Below are 18,617 nucleotides of genomic sequence, written 5' to 3'. Positions count from 1 at the left end.
TTCTACCTATGTGAGGTAGAATGGTTTTTTAGTCGTTAATGCCAAATTGCGGATGCATAAAAGCGTCATTTTTATTATCCACTTCTTTTTTTAGCAACTCTTGATTTTCTTCTGAAATCCACCCAATATCATTTGTAGGATGAATCCATTCTTCTCCAGCCATAATGGCAGGGTCTACTTCATCAGTCCAATTGTGAAGTGGACTATTCTCGGAATCATATTTACTGTCTCCGATTACGACGTCATATTGATTTATGAAAGGTTGTTGCATCTTCTTTCCTGTTCCTTTAAAAGATGGGAAATTCATTTGATGCGGGAGCGTTTCATCTAAAATTGGTGACTGGATTTTATCTTTCTTCTTCAAAATAATCGCCCCTTTTCTAATGTTTTTTTCATAGGTAGTATTTCCATCTAGCGGCCTTATGTACTTGTTAACACTTGCCAGTAATAATTATTTAATGTTGTTTCAAACTAGAGTAGAAAGTGAATTCTTGAGAGCAGGTGAATGTATTGGTAAAAAGAAAAGTGAAACAAAATGCGGCAATCAACAATAATAAAACTCCGAAAGAAAGCTTACCAGATGCAGAATTTGCATTAGAGTATGAAGGAGAAAATAGCGCGAAGTATGCAAATCGTAATTCAAAAAAAGGTAAACAAAAATGAGGCGTTTTTTACAAACGCCTCATTTTTTTGTGGGATTATAAAGGTTTTTTTAATTATTTGTAAATTTAGTGTTCATTATTAGCAGAAAAATGCGAAAAAACATAGAAGTAGCAACGTATTACACAAAAACAAACAACAAACAAAAGATTAATGTTGGTTTAATACTGCTTTTACACTAGTTGTTTATATTAGAGTTGTACATAAGATTTATAAAAGGAGAGAGAGACAGTGAAAAAAACAATCTTTAAAGCTGTAGCAACTGGAATGGTATTTTCGTTATTAATGGGGTGTGGTGCAAAGAAAGAAGAAAGTGCTGGGGCAAAAGTAAAGGATGATAAATTATCTGGATCATTAACTGTTTACACAGCGATTGAAGAAGAACTTGTACCAATTTATCTTGATTCTTTTAAAAAGAAATATCCAGATGTGAAACTGAACATTGTTCGTGATTCAACTGGAGTTATTACAGCGAAATTGCTAGCTGAAGGAAAAAATACACAAGCAGATGTTGTATGGGGAACAGCAGCGTCTAGTCTATTAGCTTTAGATAAAAAAGATATGTTAAAAGGATACTCTCCAAAAGGAGCGGATCGTGTTCTTCCGCAATTTAAAGATGATAAGCAACCAGAAAAATGGGTAGGTAATACGGCATTTATGACGGGGATTGCTATAAATAAAGAAGAATTAAAGAAGAAAAATTTACCGATGCCAGAATCATACGAAGACTTAACGAAACCAGAATATAAAGGAACGCTTGTTATGCCACATCCAGCTTCTTCTGGAACAGGATTTTTAACAGTTTCTGCATGGTTACAAATTATGGGTGAAGATAAAGGCTGGGATTACATGAAGAAACTTCATGATAATATGGCAACTTATACTCATTCAGGTTCAAAACCAGCGAAATTAGCAGGCGCAGGTGAATATCCAGTTGGCGTATCAATGGTTTATAGTGCTTTGAAAGAGAAACAAAAAGGTGCACCAGTTGAAGTTGTATTGCCGAAAGAAGGGTTAGGTTGGGAAGTAGAAGCGAACGCACTTATTAAAAAAGATAATGCAAAAAATGAAAAATTAGCGCAAGCATTTTTAGATTGGGCAATTACTGATGATGTAATGAAGTTATACTTCGAGAAAAATGGATTCGCGACAATTAAAAATGATTATAAACTTCCAGATGGATTCCCTAAAGATGTGACAGAAAAGTTATACAAAAAGAATGACTTTAAATGGGCAGCAGAAAATCGTAACAAAATTTTAGAAAAATGGGAAAAAGAGTTTGGCCAAAAAGCAGAACCGAAAAAGTAAGTGAGTGGGAGAGAGAAAAAATGAGCGAATATTTATCAATTCAACACATTCAAAAACAGTTTGATGCATTTACAGCGTTAAAAGATATTTCTTTTACTGTGAAAAAAAATGAGTTTGTATGTTTATTAGGCCCAAGTGGTTGTGGGAAAACAACATTGCTTCGAATTTTAGCAGGGCTAGAAGAGGCAACAACAGGTAGTATCGCTGTGGATGGAAAAGATATTACAGCATTACCTCCTGGAAAGAGGAATTTCGGAATGGTGTTTCAATCGTATGCATTATTTCCGAATTTAACAGCACTTGAAAACATTGAATATGGCTTAAAGACAAAAAAATATGGAAAAGCAGAAGTAAAAGAGAAAGCGCTAGAGGCGTTAGAACTTGTAGATTTGCTGAATGTAAAAGATAAATATCCTGCTCAAATGTCTGGTGGACAACAGCAGCGAGTAGCACTTGCACGTGCGCTCGCTCTGTCTCCGGATATTTTGTTACTCGATGAGCCATTATCTGCTTTAGATGCAAAAGTGCGTGAAAAGTTACGTAGAGAAATGCGTGATTTGCAAGAAAAAGTAGGAGTAACAACTATTATGGTTACGCATGATCAAGAAGAGGCATTAACGATGGCCGATAAAATTGTTGTAATGAATCATGCGGAAATTATGCAGATTGGCACACCAGAGGAGATTTATCAAAGACCAGCCAATCCATTTGTGGCAGATTTTATTGGTTCTATTAATTTCTTTTCGAAAAACAATGAAGAACATGCAATTCGTCCTGAGCATGTAACAGTTGTACAAAAGGATGGTATTAAAACGGTTGTGGAAAGCATGGAATTTCGCGGATCTGTATATCGGACGGAAGTGCGGGTCGTAGAAGAAAAAACACATCTTTATAACGAGAAAATTGTAGTGGATATATTGGCATCAGAAGTAGAAGCAACCGCAATTAGAAAAGGAAAGCCGATTCAAATCTCTTTCTCAGAAAATCATATGTTGTCATATGGAAAGAAGGTCATTGTATAGATGGAGATGTTAGAAGATTTTAAGGTAGAAAGTACGAAAAAAAAGATTAAGAGACGTATCGGTAAAGAAGAGTGGATACAAAGACTATTAATTATTGGTATGCTTCTCGCGTTTTTGATCATGCTTGTATTACCTCTATTACAATTGTTTACACAAGCTTTTTACGATAAAGATGGAGCTTTCATTGGTGTTGCGAATTTCAGTAAATATTTCACAACACCAACGCTAGTTCAATCATTACAAAATACGATATGGATTTCGGGCGCGACAACAATTATTGCAGTGACACTCGCTTTCGCTTACGCCTATGCGATTGCTCGTACGAATGTATTTGGAAAGCGTGTATTCCAATATATTGCGTTGTTACCATTATTCGCACCAACGATGATGCATGGTATCGCACTTACATATTTATTTGGTAATCAAGGGTTAGTAACGAAAGGAATGTTTGGTTTGTTTGAAGGGATACAAATCCCTTTATATGGACCAGTAGGAATTGTAATGGCTGAAGTCATGTATACATTTCCGCAAGCATTTCTTATATTGTTAATTGCTTTTCAAGGCTCTGATTATCGTTTATATGAAGCTTCTAATATGTTAGGAGCGAGTAAAACAAAGCAATTTTTCACTGTTACTTTACCTAGTGTAAAGTACGGATTAATTAGTGCGATGTTCGTTGTGTTTACACTTAGTTTCACTGATTTTGGGGCACCAAAAATTGTTGGTGGGCAATATAATGTACTTGCTACTGACGTATATAAGCAAGTAATTGGGCAGCAAAATATGTCGATGGGTGCAACTGTCGGAATGATTTTATTAATCCCAGCTATATTTGCCTTTGCAGTTGATCGCATTACGCAAAGAAAGCAGGCGAATCTCTTATCTTCCAAATCAGTACCTTACAGAATAATAAATAATAAGAAACGAGATGTTATTTCATTCGTATATTGTAGCGTAGTAACGCTTATGATCATTCTATTATTTGTGGCAGTTGGTATTGCTGCAAGTGTGAAAGTATGGCCATATAATATGAGCTTTACATTTGAGCATTTTAATTTTTCCAGTTTAACAGGAGATGGACTTGAAGCATTTAAAAATAGCGTAATTGTTTCAGCAATTACTGCAGTTATTGGAGCGGTTTTAACATTTATGTTCGCTTATGCGATTGAGAAAATAGATCAGCTACAATTTTTCCGAAAAGCAGGTTACTTTTTCTCTATCGTTCCTTTAGCGATACCAGGTTTAGTACTTGGGTTAGGATACGTCTTCTTCTTTAGTCAACCAACAATACAAATCTTTGGACTTTCCGTAACGAACCCGTTCCATTCTCTATACGGAACAATTGCTGTGCTAGTACTAGTCAATATCATTCATTTTTATTCTGTAACATTTGTTACGGCAACGACAGCTTTAAAGAAATTAGATCGAGAGTTTGAACTTGTTTCACAGTCGATGGGGATACCGTTTTATAAAACATTCTTTCGAGTTACGGTACCGATGTGTTTACCAGCCATTTTAGAAATGGTAATGTACTACTTCGTAAATTCAATGGTAACTGTCTCAGCAGTTGTATTCCTGTATGCAGCTGATTTTAAACTAGCTGCCGTATCAATTGTAAATATGGATGATGCAGGAAATGTAGCACCAGCAGCTGCAATGAGTGTACTTATTGTTGTTACAAATATTGTAGTGAGAGTTGTATATGAATGGGGGACGAAAGCACTTCGTAACCGAACGTCACAATGGCAAAAAAGATAAATAAGAAGGGTGATGGATTGGATGAAAGTAGAAGCAGTTATTTTTGATTGGGCAGGTACAACAGTTGATTACGGATGTTTTGCACCACTGGAAGTATTTATGGAGATTTTCCATAAACGAGGTGTTGCAATTACTGCAGAAGAAGCCCGTAAGCCAATGGGATTATTGAAAATTGATCATGTTAGGGCATTAACAGAGATGCCTCGTATTGCGAGTGAGTGGAATCGTATTTTCGGACAATTACCAACAGAAGCAGACATTCAGGAGATGTATGAAGAATTCGAAAAGATTCTCTTCACTATTTTACCGCGCTATGCGTCGCCGGTTAATGGAGTAAAAGAAGTGATTGCTTCTTTACGTGAAAGAGGAATTAAAATTGGTTCAACGACTGGTTATACGAGAGAAATGATGGACATTGTAGCAAAAGAAGCAGCACTACAAGGGTATAAAACTGATTTTCTTGTAACACCAGATGATGTTCCAGCAGGTCGTCCGTATCCGTGGATGTGCTATAAAAATGCGATGGAGCTTGGTGTATATCCAATGAATCATATGATAAAAGTTGGAGACACGGTATCAGATATGAAAGAGGGAAGAAATGCTGGTATGTGGACAGTGGGTGTAATTCTCGGCAGTAGCGAACTCGGCTTAACTGAAGAGGAAGTGGAGAATATGGATCCGGTAGAACTTCGTGAAAAAATAGAAGTAGTTCGCAATCGTTTCGTTGAAAATGGGGCGCACTTTACGATAGAAACGATGCAGGAACTCGAAAACGTAATGGAACATATCGAGAAACAAGAACTTATTATTTCATAAAAGGGGAATAGGATCATGACTGAAAATCACTATTTATTATTAACGCCTGGACCATTAACAACAACCAAAACAGTAAAAGAAGTTATGTTATACGATTGGTGTACGTGGGATGCTGAATATAACACGATGGTGCAAGATGTGAGAACTAGACTTGTATCGTTAGCAACGAAGGAAGAAGAGAAATATACGACTGTTCTCATGCAAGGAAGCGGTACGTTTTCAGTTGAAGCAGTGATTGGATCTGTCGTTCCTAAAAATGGAAAGCTGCTCGTATGTACAAATGGTGCGTACGGTAAGCGAATTGTACAAATGGCAGAGCTGTTACATATAGATGTCGTGGTCAGTCAAACAGAAGAGTGGGAGCCTACTAATATTGCAGAGGTAGAAAAGATATTGCAACAAGATAAAGAGATTACACATATTGCAGTTGTTCATTGTGAAACAACAACAGGTATTATCAATCCAATTGTAGATGTATGTAAATTAGGGAAGCAATACGGAAAAGTAACACTAGTTGATGCAATGAGTAGTTTTGGTGGTATTGAAATAAATATCGCTGAGTTACAAATTGACTTTCTAATTAGTAGTGCGAATAAATGTATTCAAGGGGTTCCTGGATTCGGCTTTGTTATTGCAAAGCGCGATGAATTGGTGAAATGTAAAGGGCAGGCACGTTCATTATCATTAGATTTATTTGATCAGTGGGAAACGATGGAAAATCAAAATGGGAAATGGCGTTTTACGTCACCTACACATGTTGTACACGCTTTTTATCAAGCACTACTTGAATTAGAAAAAGAGGGCGGAGTAGAAGCGCGTTACAATCGATATTATAACAATCAAAAAATATTAGTGAATAGAATGAGAGAAATCGGATTTAAGCCACTAGTAGATGAAAAATATCAATCGCCTATTATTACATCCTTCATTTATCCAGAAGAGGGGTTTGATTTTGGACAGTTATATAATGAATTAAAGTGCGATGGGTTTGTTATTTATCCAGGTAAAATTTCAAAAGTAGATACATTCCGCATTGGAAATATCGGTGATGTACATGAGGCAGATATCCATAGCTTAGTTGATAGTATTGCTAAAGGAGTTGTTATAGGATGAAAGTATTTTGCTTAGGGGGAGCAGGTAAAATTTGTCGTGAAGCAATTTTAGATTTAGTGCAATTTTCATCTTTTGAGGCGATTACAGTAGCTGATTTTAATGAAGAAGAGGGCCTGAAAGTAGTAGAATGGCTCAACGATCCTCGTGTTGATTTTGTGAAAGTAGATGTAACGAATCACGAGGATACGGTTGCAAAAATGAAAGGTTATGACATTGTAATGGACGGTACGACAATTAAGTTAAATGGATTGTCTACTCGATGTATTGCAGAAGCGGGTTGTCACGGTGTGAATTTGAATGGATTTGGTGAAGAAAATGAATCTCATTCTATATTTGCTCAAAATGAAAAAACGTGTTTACCCGGTTTTGGTATGACGCCAGGTGTAACGCAAATGATGGCAATGCATGCAGCAAATCAGCTAGATACTGTAGAGTCAGTACGTGTAAGTCATGGCTCGTACCGTCCAATTGCTTTTTCTGCATCAATTACAGAAACAACGACATATGAATATGATCCACATTTACCATCGCGTACAGTATATGAAGATGGTGAGTTTAAGCAAGTACCTCCGTTTGCGCGTCCAAGAGAAATTGAATTACCGGCGCCTTATGGTAAGGCAACGCAGTATATAATACCGCATTCTGAAACGATTACGTTAGCAAAAGCACTAGAAAATAAAGGCGTCAAACTGATAGAGACGAGAGGAACTTGGCCAAAGCAAAATATGCAGCTCGTACGTGCTTTATATGATTATGGTATATTGCGTAATGATCTGGTTGACATAAATGGGAAAGAAATTGGTATTATGGATTGTATTTCGAAGTATTTATTGCAATCGAAAGAAGGGAAAGAAACAGAAATTTACGGTTATGCACTTCATGTAGAAGTAATAGGTATGAAAAATAATGAGAAACAAAGGCACATATTATATCATACACACCCGTTATCTGATGGTTCTGTTGTAGGGTGGGAAAAATTAAGAGCTTATACGAGAAACGTTGGTATTCCATTTGGGATTGCTACAGAGTTAATCGCAAAAGGGAATGTAAATAAAGTTGGTGTTGTGACACCTGAGGAAGCTTTTGTAAATCCACAAATTATTTTTGATGAACTAAAAAAGCGTGGTATTCATATTCATGAAGAAATTTTAACTGAAAAAGAAAGTTATAACTTTGTATAAGTAAGGCAGTGTATGAGGTAGAAATCAATGGGGTGAAGCTATGTCTGTAGTAGGTGAAGAAAGAAAGCGAACCATTCTTGAGAAGGTAGAGTTTAAAGGGAAAGTAAAAGTTTCAGAGTTAGCGAGAGAGTTTGCTGTATCAACAGAGACGATTCGTCGTTATTTAGAAGAATTGGATCGTGAAAAGAAGTTGAAGAAAGTGTATGGTGGAGCCGTCCAACTTCCGGGAGCTGGAATAGAGGCACCAATGTTAGAACGAGAGATGCTGCATATAGAAGAGAAGAAGAGAATTGGGTATAAAGCAGCAACGTTTGTGGAAGATGGGGATGTGATTGCGATTGATGATGGAAGTACACCACTTCAAATGGTGCCATATCTTGTTCATCGTAAAAATTTAACGATTGTAACAAGTTCATTTCCAGTAGCTACACAATTAATTTCTTCTATTAATAAAAAGATGTTTCACGGTGAAGTTTTATTTATTGGTGGAAAAGTATCTCCAAAGCATTCACGTGTGTCAGGTTCTATTTCACAGCAAGTAATCCAGCAATTTCATTTTCATAAAGCATTCGTTTCGATTGATGGATTGTTACCTGGTTTTGGGGTTTCTAGTTTTGAATTAGAAAAGGCGAAACTGTCAGAAGCGATGCTGAAATTAGCGGAGAAAACATATATTTTATGTGATCATACAAAAGTAGGGGTAAAAGGAAATTACCGAATAGCAGCATTTTCACGTATTCAACATGTAATTTGTGATAAGAAAATGCCCTATAGTTTTGAAGAGGAAGTCAAAAATCATAATATTCAATGGACAATTTGCTAAATAAATTGAACTCCCACCTGTTTTTGAGGTGGGAGTTTTACTGTCCGCAAATAGCGGGATAAAAGATTTGCATGTATGCAAAAAGTGGACACATTTTCTCATCTCTTTCATATAATTTACCAATACAAAAAAAGTTGGTCGAAGGAAAGAAGGGAGAAGCATGTCAGAACGGATATATAATAAACTTGTATTTTATGCAAATATTTTGCAAAAAATTGGTTTTATTAATGAAAAAGAAAAAAGTGAAATTCTTCATACGCTAGGTAAAAAGGCCCTTTGATTAAAGGGTTTTTTATTTTTTATCTTTGGAAATATAAACTTAATGTAATATTACCATTGACAATGATAATGATATTCATTATCATTTATTTGTAGATAATTAATAACATTTATAAATTATGAAAATTATATATGATAGGGGATATTATTTTGAAAAAAAGTTATATTAAGGCGCTAGTAGTAGCCACAACATTAGCAATTCCATTTGCTACATACTCTACTCCAGCATTAGCAGCACTAAAAGCTGAAGCAAACCAGTCGGTGGCAGCAGCTAGTGAACGTACATACGATACTGAGATTAAAATATATAAGGATCAAAAAGATGAGCCATCTATGGTTTCTCAGTACATAAAAAATCCTAAAGTAGCAATTGAAGATGGGAAAAAAATCGTTACTGTAACAATACAAGATAGCGATTATTTTCAATATCTTAGAATAGAGGATAAAAACCAACCTGGTGTATTTCAAGATGTGAAAGTTTTATCAGAAGATAAGAGGAAAAATGGAACGAAAGTGGTCCAATTTGAAATTGGCGAATTTGAGAAGAAGCATAATATGCAAATGCATATACTTATTCCGGCCATCGGATATGATCACAAATATCAAGTTCAATTTGAAATTAAAGATCCAACTGTAGGTGACAAAGAAACAGAGAAACCAGATGATAACTCTAATTCAGGCAATACGGAAACGGATCATCCAGTTGATAGTCAAAATATGATAACAGATAACAAATTAAGAGAACTTGTTAATAAAAAAGTATTTAATAGAAAAGATTTAAATACACCAATTACGAAAGAGGAGTTATTACAAGTAAAGGACTTGTTTTTAAACACGAATGAGATTCTTGATTATAGTGCATTAAAATATATGCCAAATTTAAAATCTTTAACAGTTGCGAATGCGAAGATAACAGATCCGTCGTTCTTTGCGAATTTAAAGCAATTAAATCATTTAGCTTTGCGTGGTAATGAATTTTCAGATGTAACACCACTTGTTAAGCTGGATAATTTAGCATCTCTTGATTTGAGTAATAATAAAATTACAAACGTTGCACCACTCGTTGAAATGAAAAATGTAAAAAGTTTATATCTATCAGGCAACCAAATAGAAGACGTAACAGCATTAGCGAAAATGGAACAACTAGATTACTTGAATTTAGCAAATAATAAAATTACGAATGTTGCTCCATTAAGCGCGTTGAAAAATGTAACATACTTAACTTTAGCAGGTAATCAAATTGAAGATATTAAACCGTTATATTCATTACCTTTAAAAGATTTAGTATTAACGCGTAATAAAGTTAAAGATTTATCGGGTATTGATCAAATGAATCAATTAAATAAATTATTTATCGGTAAAAATCAAATTGAAGATGTGACACCACTTGCTAAAATGACTCAGCTTACAGAATTAGATTTACCTAATAATGAGTTAAAGGATATTACTCCATTATCAAATCTAGTAAACTTACAAAAACTTGATTTAGAAGCAAATTATATTTCAGACTTATCGCCAGTTAGTAAGTTGAATAAGTTAGTATATTTAAGTTTTGTTGCAAATGAAATCCGCGATGTTAGACCAGTAATAGAATTAAGTAAGAAGGCTTATATTAATGTTCAAAACCAAAAAGTCTTTCTAGAGGATACAGAAGTAAATAAAGAAGTAAAAGTACCTATATACGAAAAAGACGGCGAGGTATCTACAAAAATCCGTCTGAAGAGTGATGGTGGTACGTATAGTAATGGTGTAGTGAAATGGAGTACACCAGGTGAGAAAGTATATGAATTTGGAGTGAAAGATCCATTTGCAGATACAGGTATTTTCTTTACAGGATCTGTAATTCAAAATGTAGTAGAAAGTAAAGGGGACAACAATTCTAAAGAAAACAATACTTCTAAAGAAGATGAAAAAGTAGAAGTAGTAGAATTTAAAGATGTACCAAAAGGAAATTGGTCAGAAGAAGCAATTCATTATTTAGCGAAAGAAAATATTTTCAAGGGATATGGAAATGGACAATTTGGGTTTGGGGATAGTATTACTCGTGGACAAGTTGCGTCTTTAGTACAAAGGTACTTGAAATTAGAAAATAAAGTAGAGCAGAAAGAGAGATTTACAGATACGAAAGGGCATATGTTTGAGCAAGAGATTGCCACAGTTGCGCAAGCTGGAATTATGCAAGGAGATGGTACTGGGGAGTTCCGTCCAGATGGAGTATTAACTCGATATGAAATGTCAGTAGTATTACAAAAAGTATTTCAGTTAAAGGGAAATGAAAAGAGTGTAGAGAGCTTTACTGATGTGCCAAAAGGTCATTGGGCAGAAGGCTATGTGAAAGCTTTAGCGGATAATAATATATCAAAAGGTGATGGAAAAGGAAACTTTTTAGGTGATGATTTCGTAACACGTGAACAATATGCACAGTTTTTATATAACGCAATAAAGAAATAAAAGATGAGAAAATACGTTATTCTTTGATTTAAAAAGAATAACGTATTTTTTATGTACAAAATGAAATAGGGAATAGACAGAAGTATAGATATATGGATGGCCCATTTTAAAGAAGAGCTATGAAACTATATTGACAAAAAGGCGTTATCATGTGATAATTCAATTAAATTTTTAGAATAATCAAAAAATACTCCTTTTACATAGAAAGGATTCGAACATTATATAAATATTATGCCGGGGGTGACGAAATGTTATTTTTTCTAAAAAAATGGAATGAATTAAAAGATGTGAAATCTGAATTGGCACTTCGTGATTGGTTTTATGGTACAAAAATTAGTTTATCACTCTGTACGTCAAAAGAGCCGTTAACTTTTTTAATAAACGTTGAGGGAAGAGATAAAGGGTTATTTTCAGAAGAAGACTTTATTGTTGTTAATTGTATGTGTGAGCCAGTATTTGAAAATGAAGAAAAACCAGCTGCAGAATCGTTTATGCATGCGGATATTTATAAAAAAAGTAGTGCAGAATGTATTTTACAAGTGCAGACTGTAGATAGTCATTTAATATCAGAGTTATATGGAGAAGAAGGGGAAGTAACATTCGATAAACGTAGTGTGGAACGTGTTTTTGGAAAAGAAGGTATAACAGAAATGACAATTCCCATTGTAGAAGATGAGAAGAAATTTGCTGATTTATTAGAAAATAATGTACCGAATTTTATTGAAGGTGGAGGAGTAGTTCTTGTTCATAATTATGGCATGATTGTGTGGGGGAAAACTCCAGAAGAAGCGAAAAAATGGCTAGAGGGTATAGAATATTTAATGAATTACCATGTAAAGTTGTTAATGATAAAAGGTGCAAAGAGCTCTGTTATATAAAATGTTTGTGATGTCGTTACAAGTCAACAAAAAATGAAAGCGTTTTAAAAATAATTTCACTCATAAAATATAGGTCTCCTTATTATATATAGATTACATGTTGACATGTAAGGAGGAACATATTTTGCGAGTTAAATATCATTTTCTGCCAAAACAGCAAGTAACATTTTGCAAAATGAACGATTCAGGTGAAGAGGCTTTGCACATTATGAATGAAACGGGATTTCGAGCAATCCCTGTATTAGCAGAAGATGAAAAGAAATTCATAGGGATTATTTATAAAGTAGATCTTTTAGAAAAGAAGTGTAATAGCGGATTAGAGAAATTAAGTGCGGAACATATGCTGGGAGATTCCTCCGCATTTATTTTTGAAAAGGATTCTTTTTTTAGAGCATTTTATGTTATTCGTCGACTTCCATTTTTAGCTGTGCTAAATGACTATAATGAATTTGTCGGTATCTTAACGCATTCCAATATATTTGATGTTATTGAAGATTCATTCGGTATGCGGACGGGTGGTTATATATTAACAATTGCAACACAAGATTGTAAGGGAACGATTAAAGAACTTGGGACATTGTTGAAAGCATTTAATATCGGTGGATTATTTACACTAGATAACGGTGATCAATATATTCGCCGCGTTATCGTAAATATAGCAGATGAGTTAAATGAAAAAAGATTAAAGCAATTAATCGAAAAAATAGAGAAAAAAGGATTCAGGGTGAGTCATGTAGATTATATTTAAGGTGAAAAGGAAAGGTACCAATTTGCTATATGCAGATTGGTACCTTTTTAGTGTGAGTAATGAATCTTATTTTGAAACAGGAGGTGGAGATAGTGCTAAATCAGATAAAAAAATAAAATCTGCATGCGCGCGAATGTTAGGAATAGAAGTTTCTATAACACGTGATGTAATTTCACCTGGAGGTCCAACGTGTCCAATAGCTACCATAATCGGTTTTTCTTGAAGTTTTTTAATGAGTAATTGGGCTTGTTTTGAAATATGTGCCGCCGTATACACATCATCAAAAAATAATTGATTTTCAATAATAGGCACTCCTAATTCTTTCCCGATTTTTGGGACAACACTCTTAGGATTTGTTTTGCTATCTAAATAAAATAAACCGTGTTTTTTACAAGCTGCAAGTATAAGTCGTACAATTCTTTCGTCCGCGGTCACTTTTGATCCCATATGATTATTCATGCCAATTGCATGCGGTACTTCTTGAATCGCTTGTTCGAGTCGGTTATTTATTTCTTCGTCGCTTAAATCAGTTGTAATTGCTTTTGGTCCAAGCCATTCTTTTTTACCTTTAATAGGTTCCATTGGCATATGTATAATAACTTCGTGCCCTTTCTTATGAGCCGCTATCGCATCTTCCTTTGTGGAAGGGAGAAAAGGCATAACGGCAACAGTCAGTGGAATAGGAAGTGATAACATTTTATCAGTCCCCTTCATATTATTGCCGAAGTCATCAATGACAATAGCGACTTTGTTTGTATGGGCCTTTGCTTGAACAGGAAACAAGAAGGATGGTAAAAACATAGTAAATATAAGCAATGCAATCGTATATTTGCGCATATAAATATTTCCTTTCTATTTTATCCCGCTATTTGCGAGCAGTGAGGAATGGACAAAATCCCCAATGATTAAATTTCACTTTATCAATCATCATTATGTTTTGCGTTTTTATATAAATTAAACAAAAAATGTCGAAGAAAAGTATATGGAAAATAGAGAATCAGCTATTTAATTGGTATTTGTAAAAAAAGAAGATGAAAAAAATGTCTATTATTGCGAATGTATTTACAAAGATAGAATAATTTGTAATAATTCTCAAAGTGAGGGTAAAGATTTGTAAATTACAGGGAGAAAATGTTAAATTTTCTGATTCTTCAAATTCAAATATGATTAAGTAGTTAAAAGGCCGATGGAGAAGTAAAGTCGAGAGCACGGAAGTATAATAAGGGGGATATGGATGTTTACTGTAAAAAGGAAGTACACATTAGAAAAGCTTTCACGTGATATTCATATGAAACGTGAAGAAATGATTCAATTAGGTTTAACAAGTGGGTTAAATAGTATGGAGACAATTCAAGTGAGTCAAGAATTGGACAAGCTTATTTTACAGTATCAGTGTTATAAAGAAAAACAAACACCAAAATGGTTATCAATTATAAAGGTACCTATTTTTCAAATTGGGTATAAAGGGAAATCAAGTAATTTTTGGCGAATGCTTGTGGCTGGTTTTATGAAATAAGTATAATTACCCTTTTGGGATAAGGATAATTATACTAGGTGTAACGGAATTTCGATATGAACTGTCGTTCCTTCATTTTCTATACTATCAATAAAAATATGCCCATTGTACATCTCTACAATTCGTTTACATATGACAAGTCCAAGACCGGTTCCAGTATCTTTATTAGTAAAGAACGGATGAAAGAGGTGTTTTTGAATATGTTTCGGAATCCCCTTTCCAGTATCTGTAATTTTCAATTGTGCGTGTGTCTCATTGTTTGTTACGGAAATGGTCAGTGTGTCACCAGAATTCATGGCTTCAATTGCATTTTTTGTAATGTTTAAAACCACTTGTTTCATATGGTCTTTTGAGCAACGGATATGAACAGGATGGTCTGGCAAATGTAAATGGAATACAATGTTATGTAGATTCGCCTCAGATTGAATAATTAATGCTACCTCATTTAGAATGGTTCTCACATCATATGTTTGTTCAATGATAGCAGTTGGCTTTCCAAGAATAAGAAATTCGCTTACAATTTCATTAATCCGTTCTATCTCTTGTTCGATGATGGAAAAATAAAACTGATCTTGTTCATCTTTATATTTCTCTTTTAATAGAGCGACGAGCCCTTTAATTCCGGTAAGAGGATTACGGATTTCGTGGGCTGTACTAGCTGCAAAAGTTCCAACTAATTCAATTTTTTGTAGTTCATTTTGTTGTCTTTCCAGTTTTGTTTGACGTTTTAACAACATATATTGAGCAAGTAAAAATAAAATAGACATTAAAAATAAAGTAGCTATACACTCTATTACAACCCACTGATATAAAGTTTTTTGATGGATAGGCAATGGAGAAACAGAGACCTTCCAATTTAATCTTTTGAGTGGGGTAGTAAGCATATTAGAATGCGCATCACTTGTTTCGTTATTATCATCGGTGAGAAAAACTACATCATGTTTATCAGTTACTTCAAAATGATATTGTGGCTTAATGGCATTTAAAGATGCTGAAATGTAGTCAAAGCGTAAACTTGCTAACAATAAGCCTGAGATTTCCTTCTGTTTATTAAAAATGGGAGAAGCAATCATAATAGCTTGATGTCCAAGAACACGATCTGTAATGACTGATGATACAGTTGTTTTCTTCGTTTGCAATACGTCTTGAATATATTTACGATCTGAGACAGCAACAGGTGGTCGGTCGCCTTCGGATGCGATTGTAATGATTCCTTCTGGTGTAGCGTAATATAAACCAGAAAAACGTGCATCGTTTCCATCTGTATCATGTACAATTTGTTTAACTCCATTTATATTTCCAGTCTCGGTTCCTACGACCTTTGAGAGCATTTTTAATGCGGAAATTGCTTCACCAAGGTGATGATCTAAATAGTCTCTATATAAAAAGAGAACCGTGTGAGCAGATAGTTTGTTTTCCTGCTTCATTTTATACAAATGATATGAATAAAGTGTAGCACCAATCCCTATCGTTGGTAGGATAACAAGAACTATATATAAAACTATGCTGTGGAATTTGACTTTCAAATTTGGTACTCCTTCTTTTTTATTATCATTATATATAAACTATGTTAAAATTGTCATGTTTTTATTCAAGAATCATTCATAATATATTTGGGGAGAGGAAATGAATGAGTGAATACTCATTCGGAATTCACATGAAGTACTAAGTTGTTTTTTCTTTTTATTACTGAGAATTTAAGTGAAGGGTTGAAAGTTGTATGACATCAAATAATGAACGAGAAGATATTTCTCAATCTTTAAAAGTATTTATTGCATTATCTCGTGTACATCGTTCTGTTATGGATACTACAAATAAATCTATACAAAGTAACGGGCTAAATCCAACTGAATTTGCTGTATTAGAACTGTTATATCATAAAGGCGGTCAACCACTTCAGCAAATTGGTGAGCGTATTTTAATAGCTAGTGGCAGCATTACATATGTTGTAGATAAGCTAGAGAAAAAGGGACTAGTAAAGAGAATTCCGTGCCCGAATGACAGACGTGTTATTTATGCACAACTAACTGAATCTGGAGAGAGCTTTATCGCTTCTATTTTTCCAGGGCATGAGCAAGTTATACATCAGTCTTTTGAAATGTTAACGAAAGAGGAAAAGGATGAATTACTAGCTCTATTAAAAAAGATTGGAAAATATGAAAAATAATAGTATGTTTCAAAAGAGCTTTGGATAAAGAAATCCAAGGTTCTTTTGTTTACATGTAATTATGACAGCATCTGCCGTATTTTGTTGAAGAATAAGAGGAGATTTGTAAGTAAGCATTGAATTATAGTAAGGATGCATATAATGGAGAGGAGGCTCGTTCATGTCATTTAAAGACTATGAATATAAACGGCCAAATATTGAAGAATTAAAAGAAAAGTTTACCGTTGCTTTAGAGAAGTTTGATAACGTAAAAACGGTAGAAGAACAAAAACAAGTCATCAATTCAATTAACGAAATTCGCAACGACTTCGGTACAATGGGGAACCTTTGTTACATTCGTCATTCTGTTGATACGACAGATGCTTTTTATAAGGAAGAGCAAGATTTCTTTGATGAATTCTCTCCAGTTGTACAAGGATATGGTACAAAGTATTATAATGCGTTAATTCATTCCCCATTCCGTGAAGAATTAGAAGCGTATTATGGAAAGCAATTATTTGCTTTAGCGGAGTGTGATTTGAAAACATACTCTGATGAAGTTGTGAAAGATTTACAATTAGAGAATAAATTGTCTTCACAATATACACAGTTATTAGCATCTGCAAAAATTGACTTTGCAGGAGAAGAAAGAACGTTATCGCAACTGATTCCGTTTATGCAAGGGAAAGAAAGAAGTGAACGTAAAGCAGCAAGTGAAGCTTATTACGGATTTTTAGCTGAGAATGAGGAAGAGTTAGATCGTATTTATGATGAGCTTGTTAAAGTGAGAACGAAAATCGCCAAATCTTTAGGTTTCAAAAACTTTGTTGAACTTGGATATGCAAGAATGTACCGTACAGATTATAATGCGGAAATGGTGGCGAATTATCGTCAGCAAGTACTAGATTATATCGTTCCCGTTACAACGGAGTTAAGAAAACGACAACAAGCACGTATTGGTGTAGAGAAGTTAGCATATTACGACGAAAACTTTGAGTTTGCTACTGGTAATCCAACTCCAAAAGGAGATGCGGATTGGATTGTTAATCATGGGAAAACGATGTATAAAGAGTTATCGGCTGAAACGGATGAATTTTTCAATTTCATGCTAGATAATGATTTATTAGATTTAGTTGCGAAAAAAGGAAAAGCTGGTGGCGGATATTGTACATATATTGAGAATTATAAAGCGCCATTTATTTTCTCAAACTTCAACGGAACATCTGGCGACATTGATGTATTAACACATGAAGCTGGTCATGCTTTCCAAGTATATGAAAGTCGTAAGTTTGAAATTCCAGAATACAATTGGCCAACGTATGAAGCATGTGAAATTCATTCTATGAGTATGGAATTCTTTACATGGCCATGGATGAAGTCATTCTTTGAAGAAGATGCAGATAAATATTATTTCTCTCACTTAAGTTCAGCACTTCTGTTTTTACCGTATGGTGTATCTGTTGATGAATACCAACATTATGTATATGAAAATCCAGAAGCATCACCAGAAGAGCGTAAGACAGCATGGCGTAATATAGAGAAAAAGTATTTGCCGCATCGTGATTATGAAGATAATGATTATTTAGAGCGCGGTGGATTCTGGCAACGTCAAGGACATATTTATAGCTCGCCGTTCTACTATATCGACTACACATTAGCACAAATTTGCGCACTGCAATTTTGGAAACGTGCAAGAGATAATAGACAAGAGGCATGGGAAGATTATGTGAATCTGTGTCAACAAGGTGGAAGTAAATCATTCTTGGAATTAGTAGAAGTTGCAAATTTAACATCACCATTTGCTGAAGGCTGTGTGAAAAGTGTCATTACAGAAATTGAAGCATGGCTACGTGCGATTGACGACACAAAATTGTAAAAAACATGCGCTTTTTTTCACATGTTTAACATCGACATAAAG

At 34.5% G+C, this 18,617-nt stretch carries 17 protein-coding genes; 14 read left to right on the top strand and 3 right to left on the bottom strand.

Features of this window, described 5'->3' with window-relative positions; genetic code table 11:
- Nucleotides 1–28 precede the first annotated feature (28 nt).
- The gene (locus QCI46_RS21040; protein WP_002070938.1) at nt 29–364 is read right to left on the bottom strand and encodes a DUF3905 domain-containing protein; all 336 of its coding nucleotides are present in this window, start codon (nt 362–364) and stop codon (nt 29–31) included.
- A 146-nt stretch (nt 365–510) separates the two neighbouring features.
- Here QCI46_RS21040 and QCI46_RS21035 point away from each other — a divergent pair, with 146 nt between their 5' ends.
- The 11 genes from QCI46_RS21035 to cbpA all read left to right on the top strand — a co-directional run bounded on the left by QCI46_RS21035 (nt 511) and on the right by cbpA (nt 13,037).
- Nucleotides 511–663, top strand: a complete 153-nt coding sequence (locus QCI46_RS21035; protein ID WP_000240799.1) for a hypothetical protein — start codon at nt 511–513, stop codon at nt 661–663.
- A 228-nt stretch (nt 664–891) separates the two neighbouring features.
- A complete protein-coding gene (locus QCI46_RS21030) occupies nt 892–1,968 on the top strand; it encodes a putative 2-aminoethylphosphonate ABC transporter substrate-binding protein (protein ID WP_353841299.1) in 1,077 nt (358 codons plus the stop codon).
- A gap of 20 nt (nt 1,969–1,988) precedes the next feature.
- Nucleotides 1,989–2,990: a putative 2-aminoethylphosphonate ABC transporter ATP-binding protein gene (locus QCI46_RS21025; RefSeq protein ID WP_060489477.1), complete on the top strand. Its 1,002-nt coding sequence runs from the start codon at nt 1,989–1,991 to the stop codon at nt 2,988–2,990.
- Nucleotides 2,991–4,748, top strand: a complete 1,758-nt coding sequence (locus QCI46_RS21020; RefSeq protein WP_353841298.1) for a putative 2-aminoethylphosphonate ABC transporter permease subunit — start codon at nt 2,991–2,993, stop codon at nt 4,746–4,748.
- A gap of 21 nt (nt 4,749–4,769) precedes the next feature.
- Nucleotides 4,770–5,564 (top strand): phosphonoacetaldehyde hydrolase, encoded by a 795-nt coding sequence (gene phnX / locus QCI46_RS21015; protein ID WP_353841297.1) that lies wholly within the window; start codon nt 4,770–4,772, stop codon nt 5,562–5,564.
- 15 nt (nt 5,565–5,579) lie between these two features.
- The gene (gene phnW / locus QCI46_RS21010; protein ID WP_353841296.1) at nt 5,580–6,677 is read left to right on the top strand and encodes a 2-aminoethylphosphonate--pyruvate transaminase; all 1,098 of its coding nucleotides are present in this window, start codon (nt 5,580–5,582) and stop codon (nt 6,675–6,677) included.
- Nucleotides 6,674–7,858 carry a saccharopine dehydrogenase family protein gene (locus QCI46_RS21005; RefSeq protein WP_088608353.1) on the top strand — a complete coding sequence of 395 codons (1,185 nt, stop codon included), beginning with the start codon at nt 6,674–6,676 and terminating at the stop codon, nt 7,856–7,858. Before phnW ends, QCI46_RS21005 begins: the two co-directional genes overlap by 4 nt.
- Before the next feature lie 40 nt (nt 7,859–7,898).
- Complete coding sequence (locus tag QCI46_RS21000) at nt 7,899–8,681, top strand: DeoR/GlpR family DNA-binding transcription regulator (RefSeq protein WP_000117659.1); 783 nt, start codon at nt 7,899–7,901, stop codon at nt 8,679–8,681.
- A 429-nt stretch (nt 8,682–9,110) separates the two neighbouring features.
- Nucleotides 9,111–11,411 (top strand): NEAT domain-containing leucine-rich repeat protein, encoded by a 2,301-nt coding sequence (locus tag QCI46_RS20995; protein WP_353841295.1) that lies wholly within the window; start codon nt 9,111–9,113, stop codon nt 11,409–11,411.
- 248 nt (nt 11,412–11,659) lie between these two features.
- Nucleotides 11,660–12,289 carry a class II aldolase/adducin family protein gene (locus tag QCI46_RS20990; protein ID WP_048545015.1) on the top strand — a complete coding sequence of 210 codons (630 nt, stop codon included), beginning with the start codon at nt 11,660–11,662 and terminating at the stop codon, nt 12,287–12,289.
- Nucleotides 12,290–12,413: 124 nt separating this feature from the next.
- Nucleotides 12,414–13,037 carry a cyclic di-AMP binding protein CbpA gene (gene cbpA, locus QCI46_RS20985; RefSeq protein WP_048545012.1) on the top strand — a complete coding sequence of 208 codons (624 nt, stop codon included), beginning with the start codon at nt 12,414–12,416 and terminating at the stop codon, nt 13,035–13,037.
- Nucleotides 13,038–13,103: 66 nt separating this feature from the next.
- Here the strand turns inward: cbpA and QCI46_RS20980 are convergent, their stop codons facing one another.
- Nucleotides 13,104–13,874, bottom strand: a complete 771-nt coding sequence (locus tag QCI46_RS20980; RefSeq protein ID WP_046958227.1) for a divergent polysaccharide deacetylase family protein — start codon at nt 13,872–13,874, stop codon at nt 13,104–13,106.
- Nucleotides 13,875–14,271: 397 nt separating this feature from the next.
- On the opposite strand from QCI46_RS20980, the gene QCI46_RS20975 reads away from it, so the two are divergent.
- A complete protein-coding gene (locus tag QCI46_RS20975) occupies nt 14,272–14,553 on the top strand; it encodes a Spo0E family sporulation regulatory protein-aspartic acid phosphatase (protein WP_353841294.1) in 282 nt (93 codons plus the stop codon).
- A gap of 29 nt (nt 14,554–14,582) precedes the next feature.
- On the opposite strand, the gene QCI46_RS20970 is transcribed toward QCI46_RS20975, so the two are convergent.
- Nucleotides 14,583–16,079 (bottom strand): DUF3149 domain-containing protein, encoded by a 1,497-nt coding sequence (locus QCI46_RS20970; RefSeq protein WP_353841293.1) that lies wholly within the window; start codon nt 16,077–16,079, stop codon nt 14,583–14,585.
- Between the two features lie 194 nt (nt 16,080–16,273).
- Between QCI46_RS20970 and QCI46_RS20965 the strand changes: the two genes are divergently transcribed.
- Both QCI46_RS20965 and QCI46_RS20960 read left to right on the top strand, forming a co-directional pair.
- Nucleotides 16,274–16,720: a MarR family winged helix-turn-helix transcriptional regulator gene (locus QCI46_RS20965; protein ID WP_000203344.1), complete on the top strand. Its 447-nt coding sequence runs from the start codon at nt 16,274–16,276 to the stop codon at nt 16,718–16,720.
- A 160-nt stretch (nt 16,721–16,880) separates the two neighbouring features.
- On the top strand, nt 16,881–18,575 hold the full coding sequence (locus QCI46_RS20960) for a M3 family oligoendopeptidase (protein ID WP_087984813.1): 1,695 nt from the start codon (nt 16,881–16,883) through the stop codon (nt 18,573–18,575).
- The last annotated feature ends 42 nt before the right edge of the window (nt 18,576–18,617 follow it).

Source organism: Bacillus cereus group sp. RP32 (assembly GCF_040459735.1).
GTDB lineage: Bacteria > Bacillota > Bacilli > Bacillales > Bacillaceae_G > Bacillus_A > Bacillus_A wiedmannii.
This window is presented reverse-complemented; position numbering and strand designations above follow the sequence as displayed.

What these genes read in the sequence shown, in the direction of transcription:
- QCI46_RS21025 (WP_060489477.1), top strand. Translation starts at nt 1,989, where the DNA reads ATGAGCGAATATTTATCAATTCAACACATTCAAAAACAGTTTGATGCA.
- QCI46_RS21020 (WP_353841298.1), top strand. Translation starts at nt 2,991, where the DNA reads ATGGAGATGTTAGAAGATTTTAAGGTAGAAAGTACGAAAAAAAAGATT.
- phnX (WP_353841297.1), top strand. Translation starts at nt 4,770, where the DNA reads ATGAAAGTAGAAGCAGTTATTTTTGATTGGGCAGGTACAACAGTTGAT.
- phnW (WP_353841296.1), top strand. Translation starts at nt 5,580, where the DNA reads ATGACTGAAAATCACTATTTATTATTAACGCCTGGACCATTAACAACA.
- QCI46_RS21005 (WP_088608353.1), top strand. Translation starts at nt 6,674, where the DNA reads ATGAAAGTATTTTGCTTAGGGGGAGCAGGTAAAATTTGTCGTGAAGCA.
- QCI46_RS21000 (WP_000117659.1), top strand. Translation starts at nt 7,899, where the DNA reads ATGTCTGTAGTAGGTGAAGAAAGAAAGCGAACCATTCTTGAGAAGGTA.
- QCI46_RS20990 (WP_048545015.1), top strand. Translation starts at nt 11,660, where the DNA reads ATGTTATTTTTTCTAAAAAAATGGAATGAATTAAAAGATGTGAAATCT.
- QCI46_RS20980 (WP_046958227.1), bottom strand. Translation starts at nt 13,874, where the DNA reads ATGCGCAAATATACGATTGCATTGCTTATATTTACTATGTTTTTACCA.
- QCI46_RS20975 (WP_353841294.1), top strand. Translation starts at nt 14,272, where the DNA reads ATGTTTACTGTAAAAAGGAAGTACACATTAGAAAAGCTTTCACGTGAT.
- QCI46_RS20965 (WP_000203344.1), top strand. Translation starts at nt 16,274, where the DNA reads ATGACATCAAATAATGAACGAGAAGATATTTCTCAATCTTTAAAAGTA.
- QCI46_RS20960 (WP_087984813.1), top strand. Translation starts at nt 16,881, where the DNA reads ATGTCATTTAAAGACTATGAATATAAACGGCCAAATATTGAAGAATTA.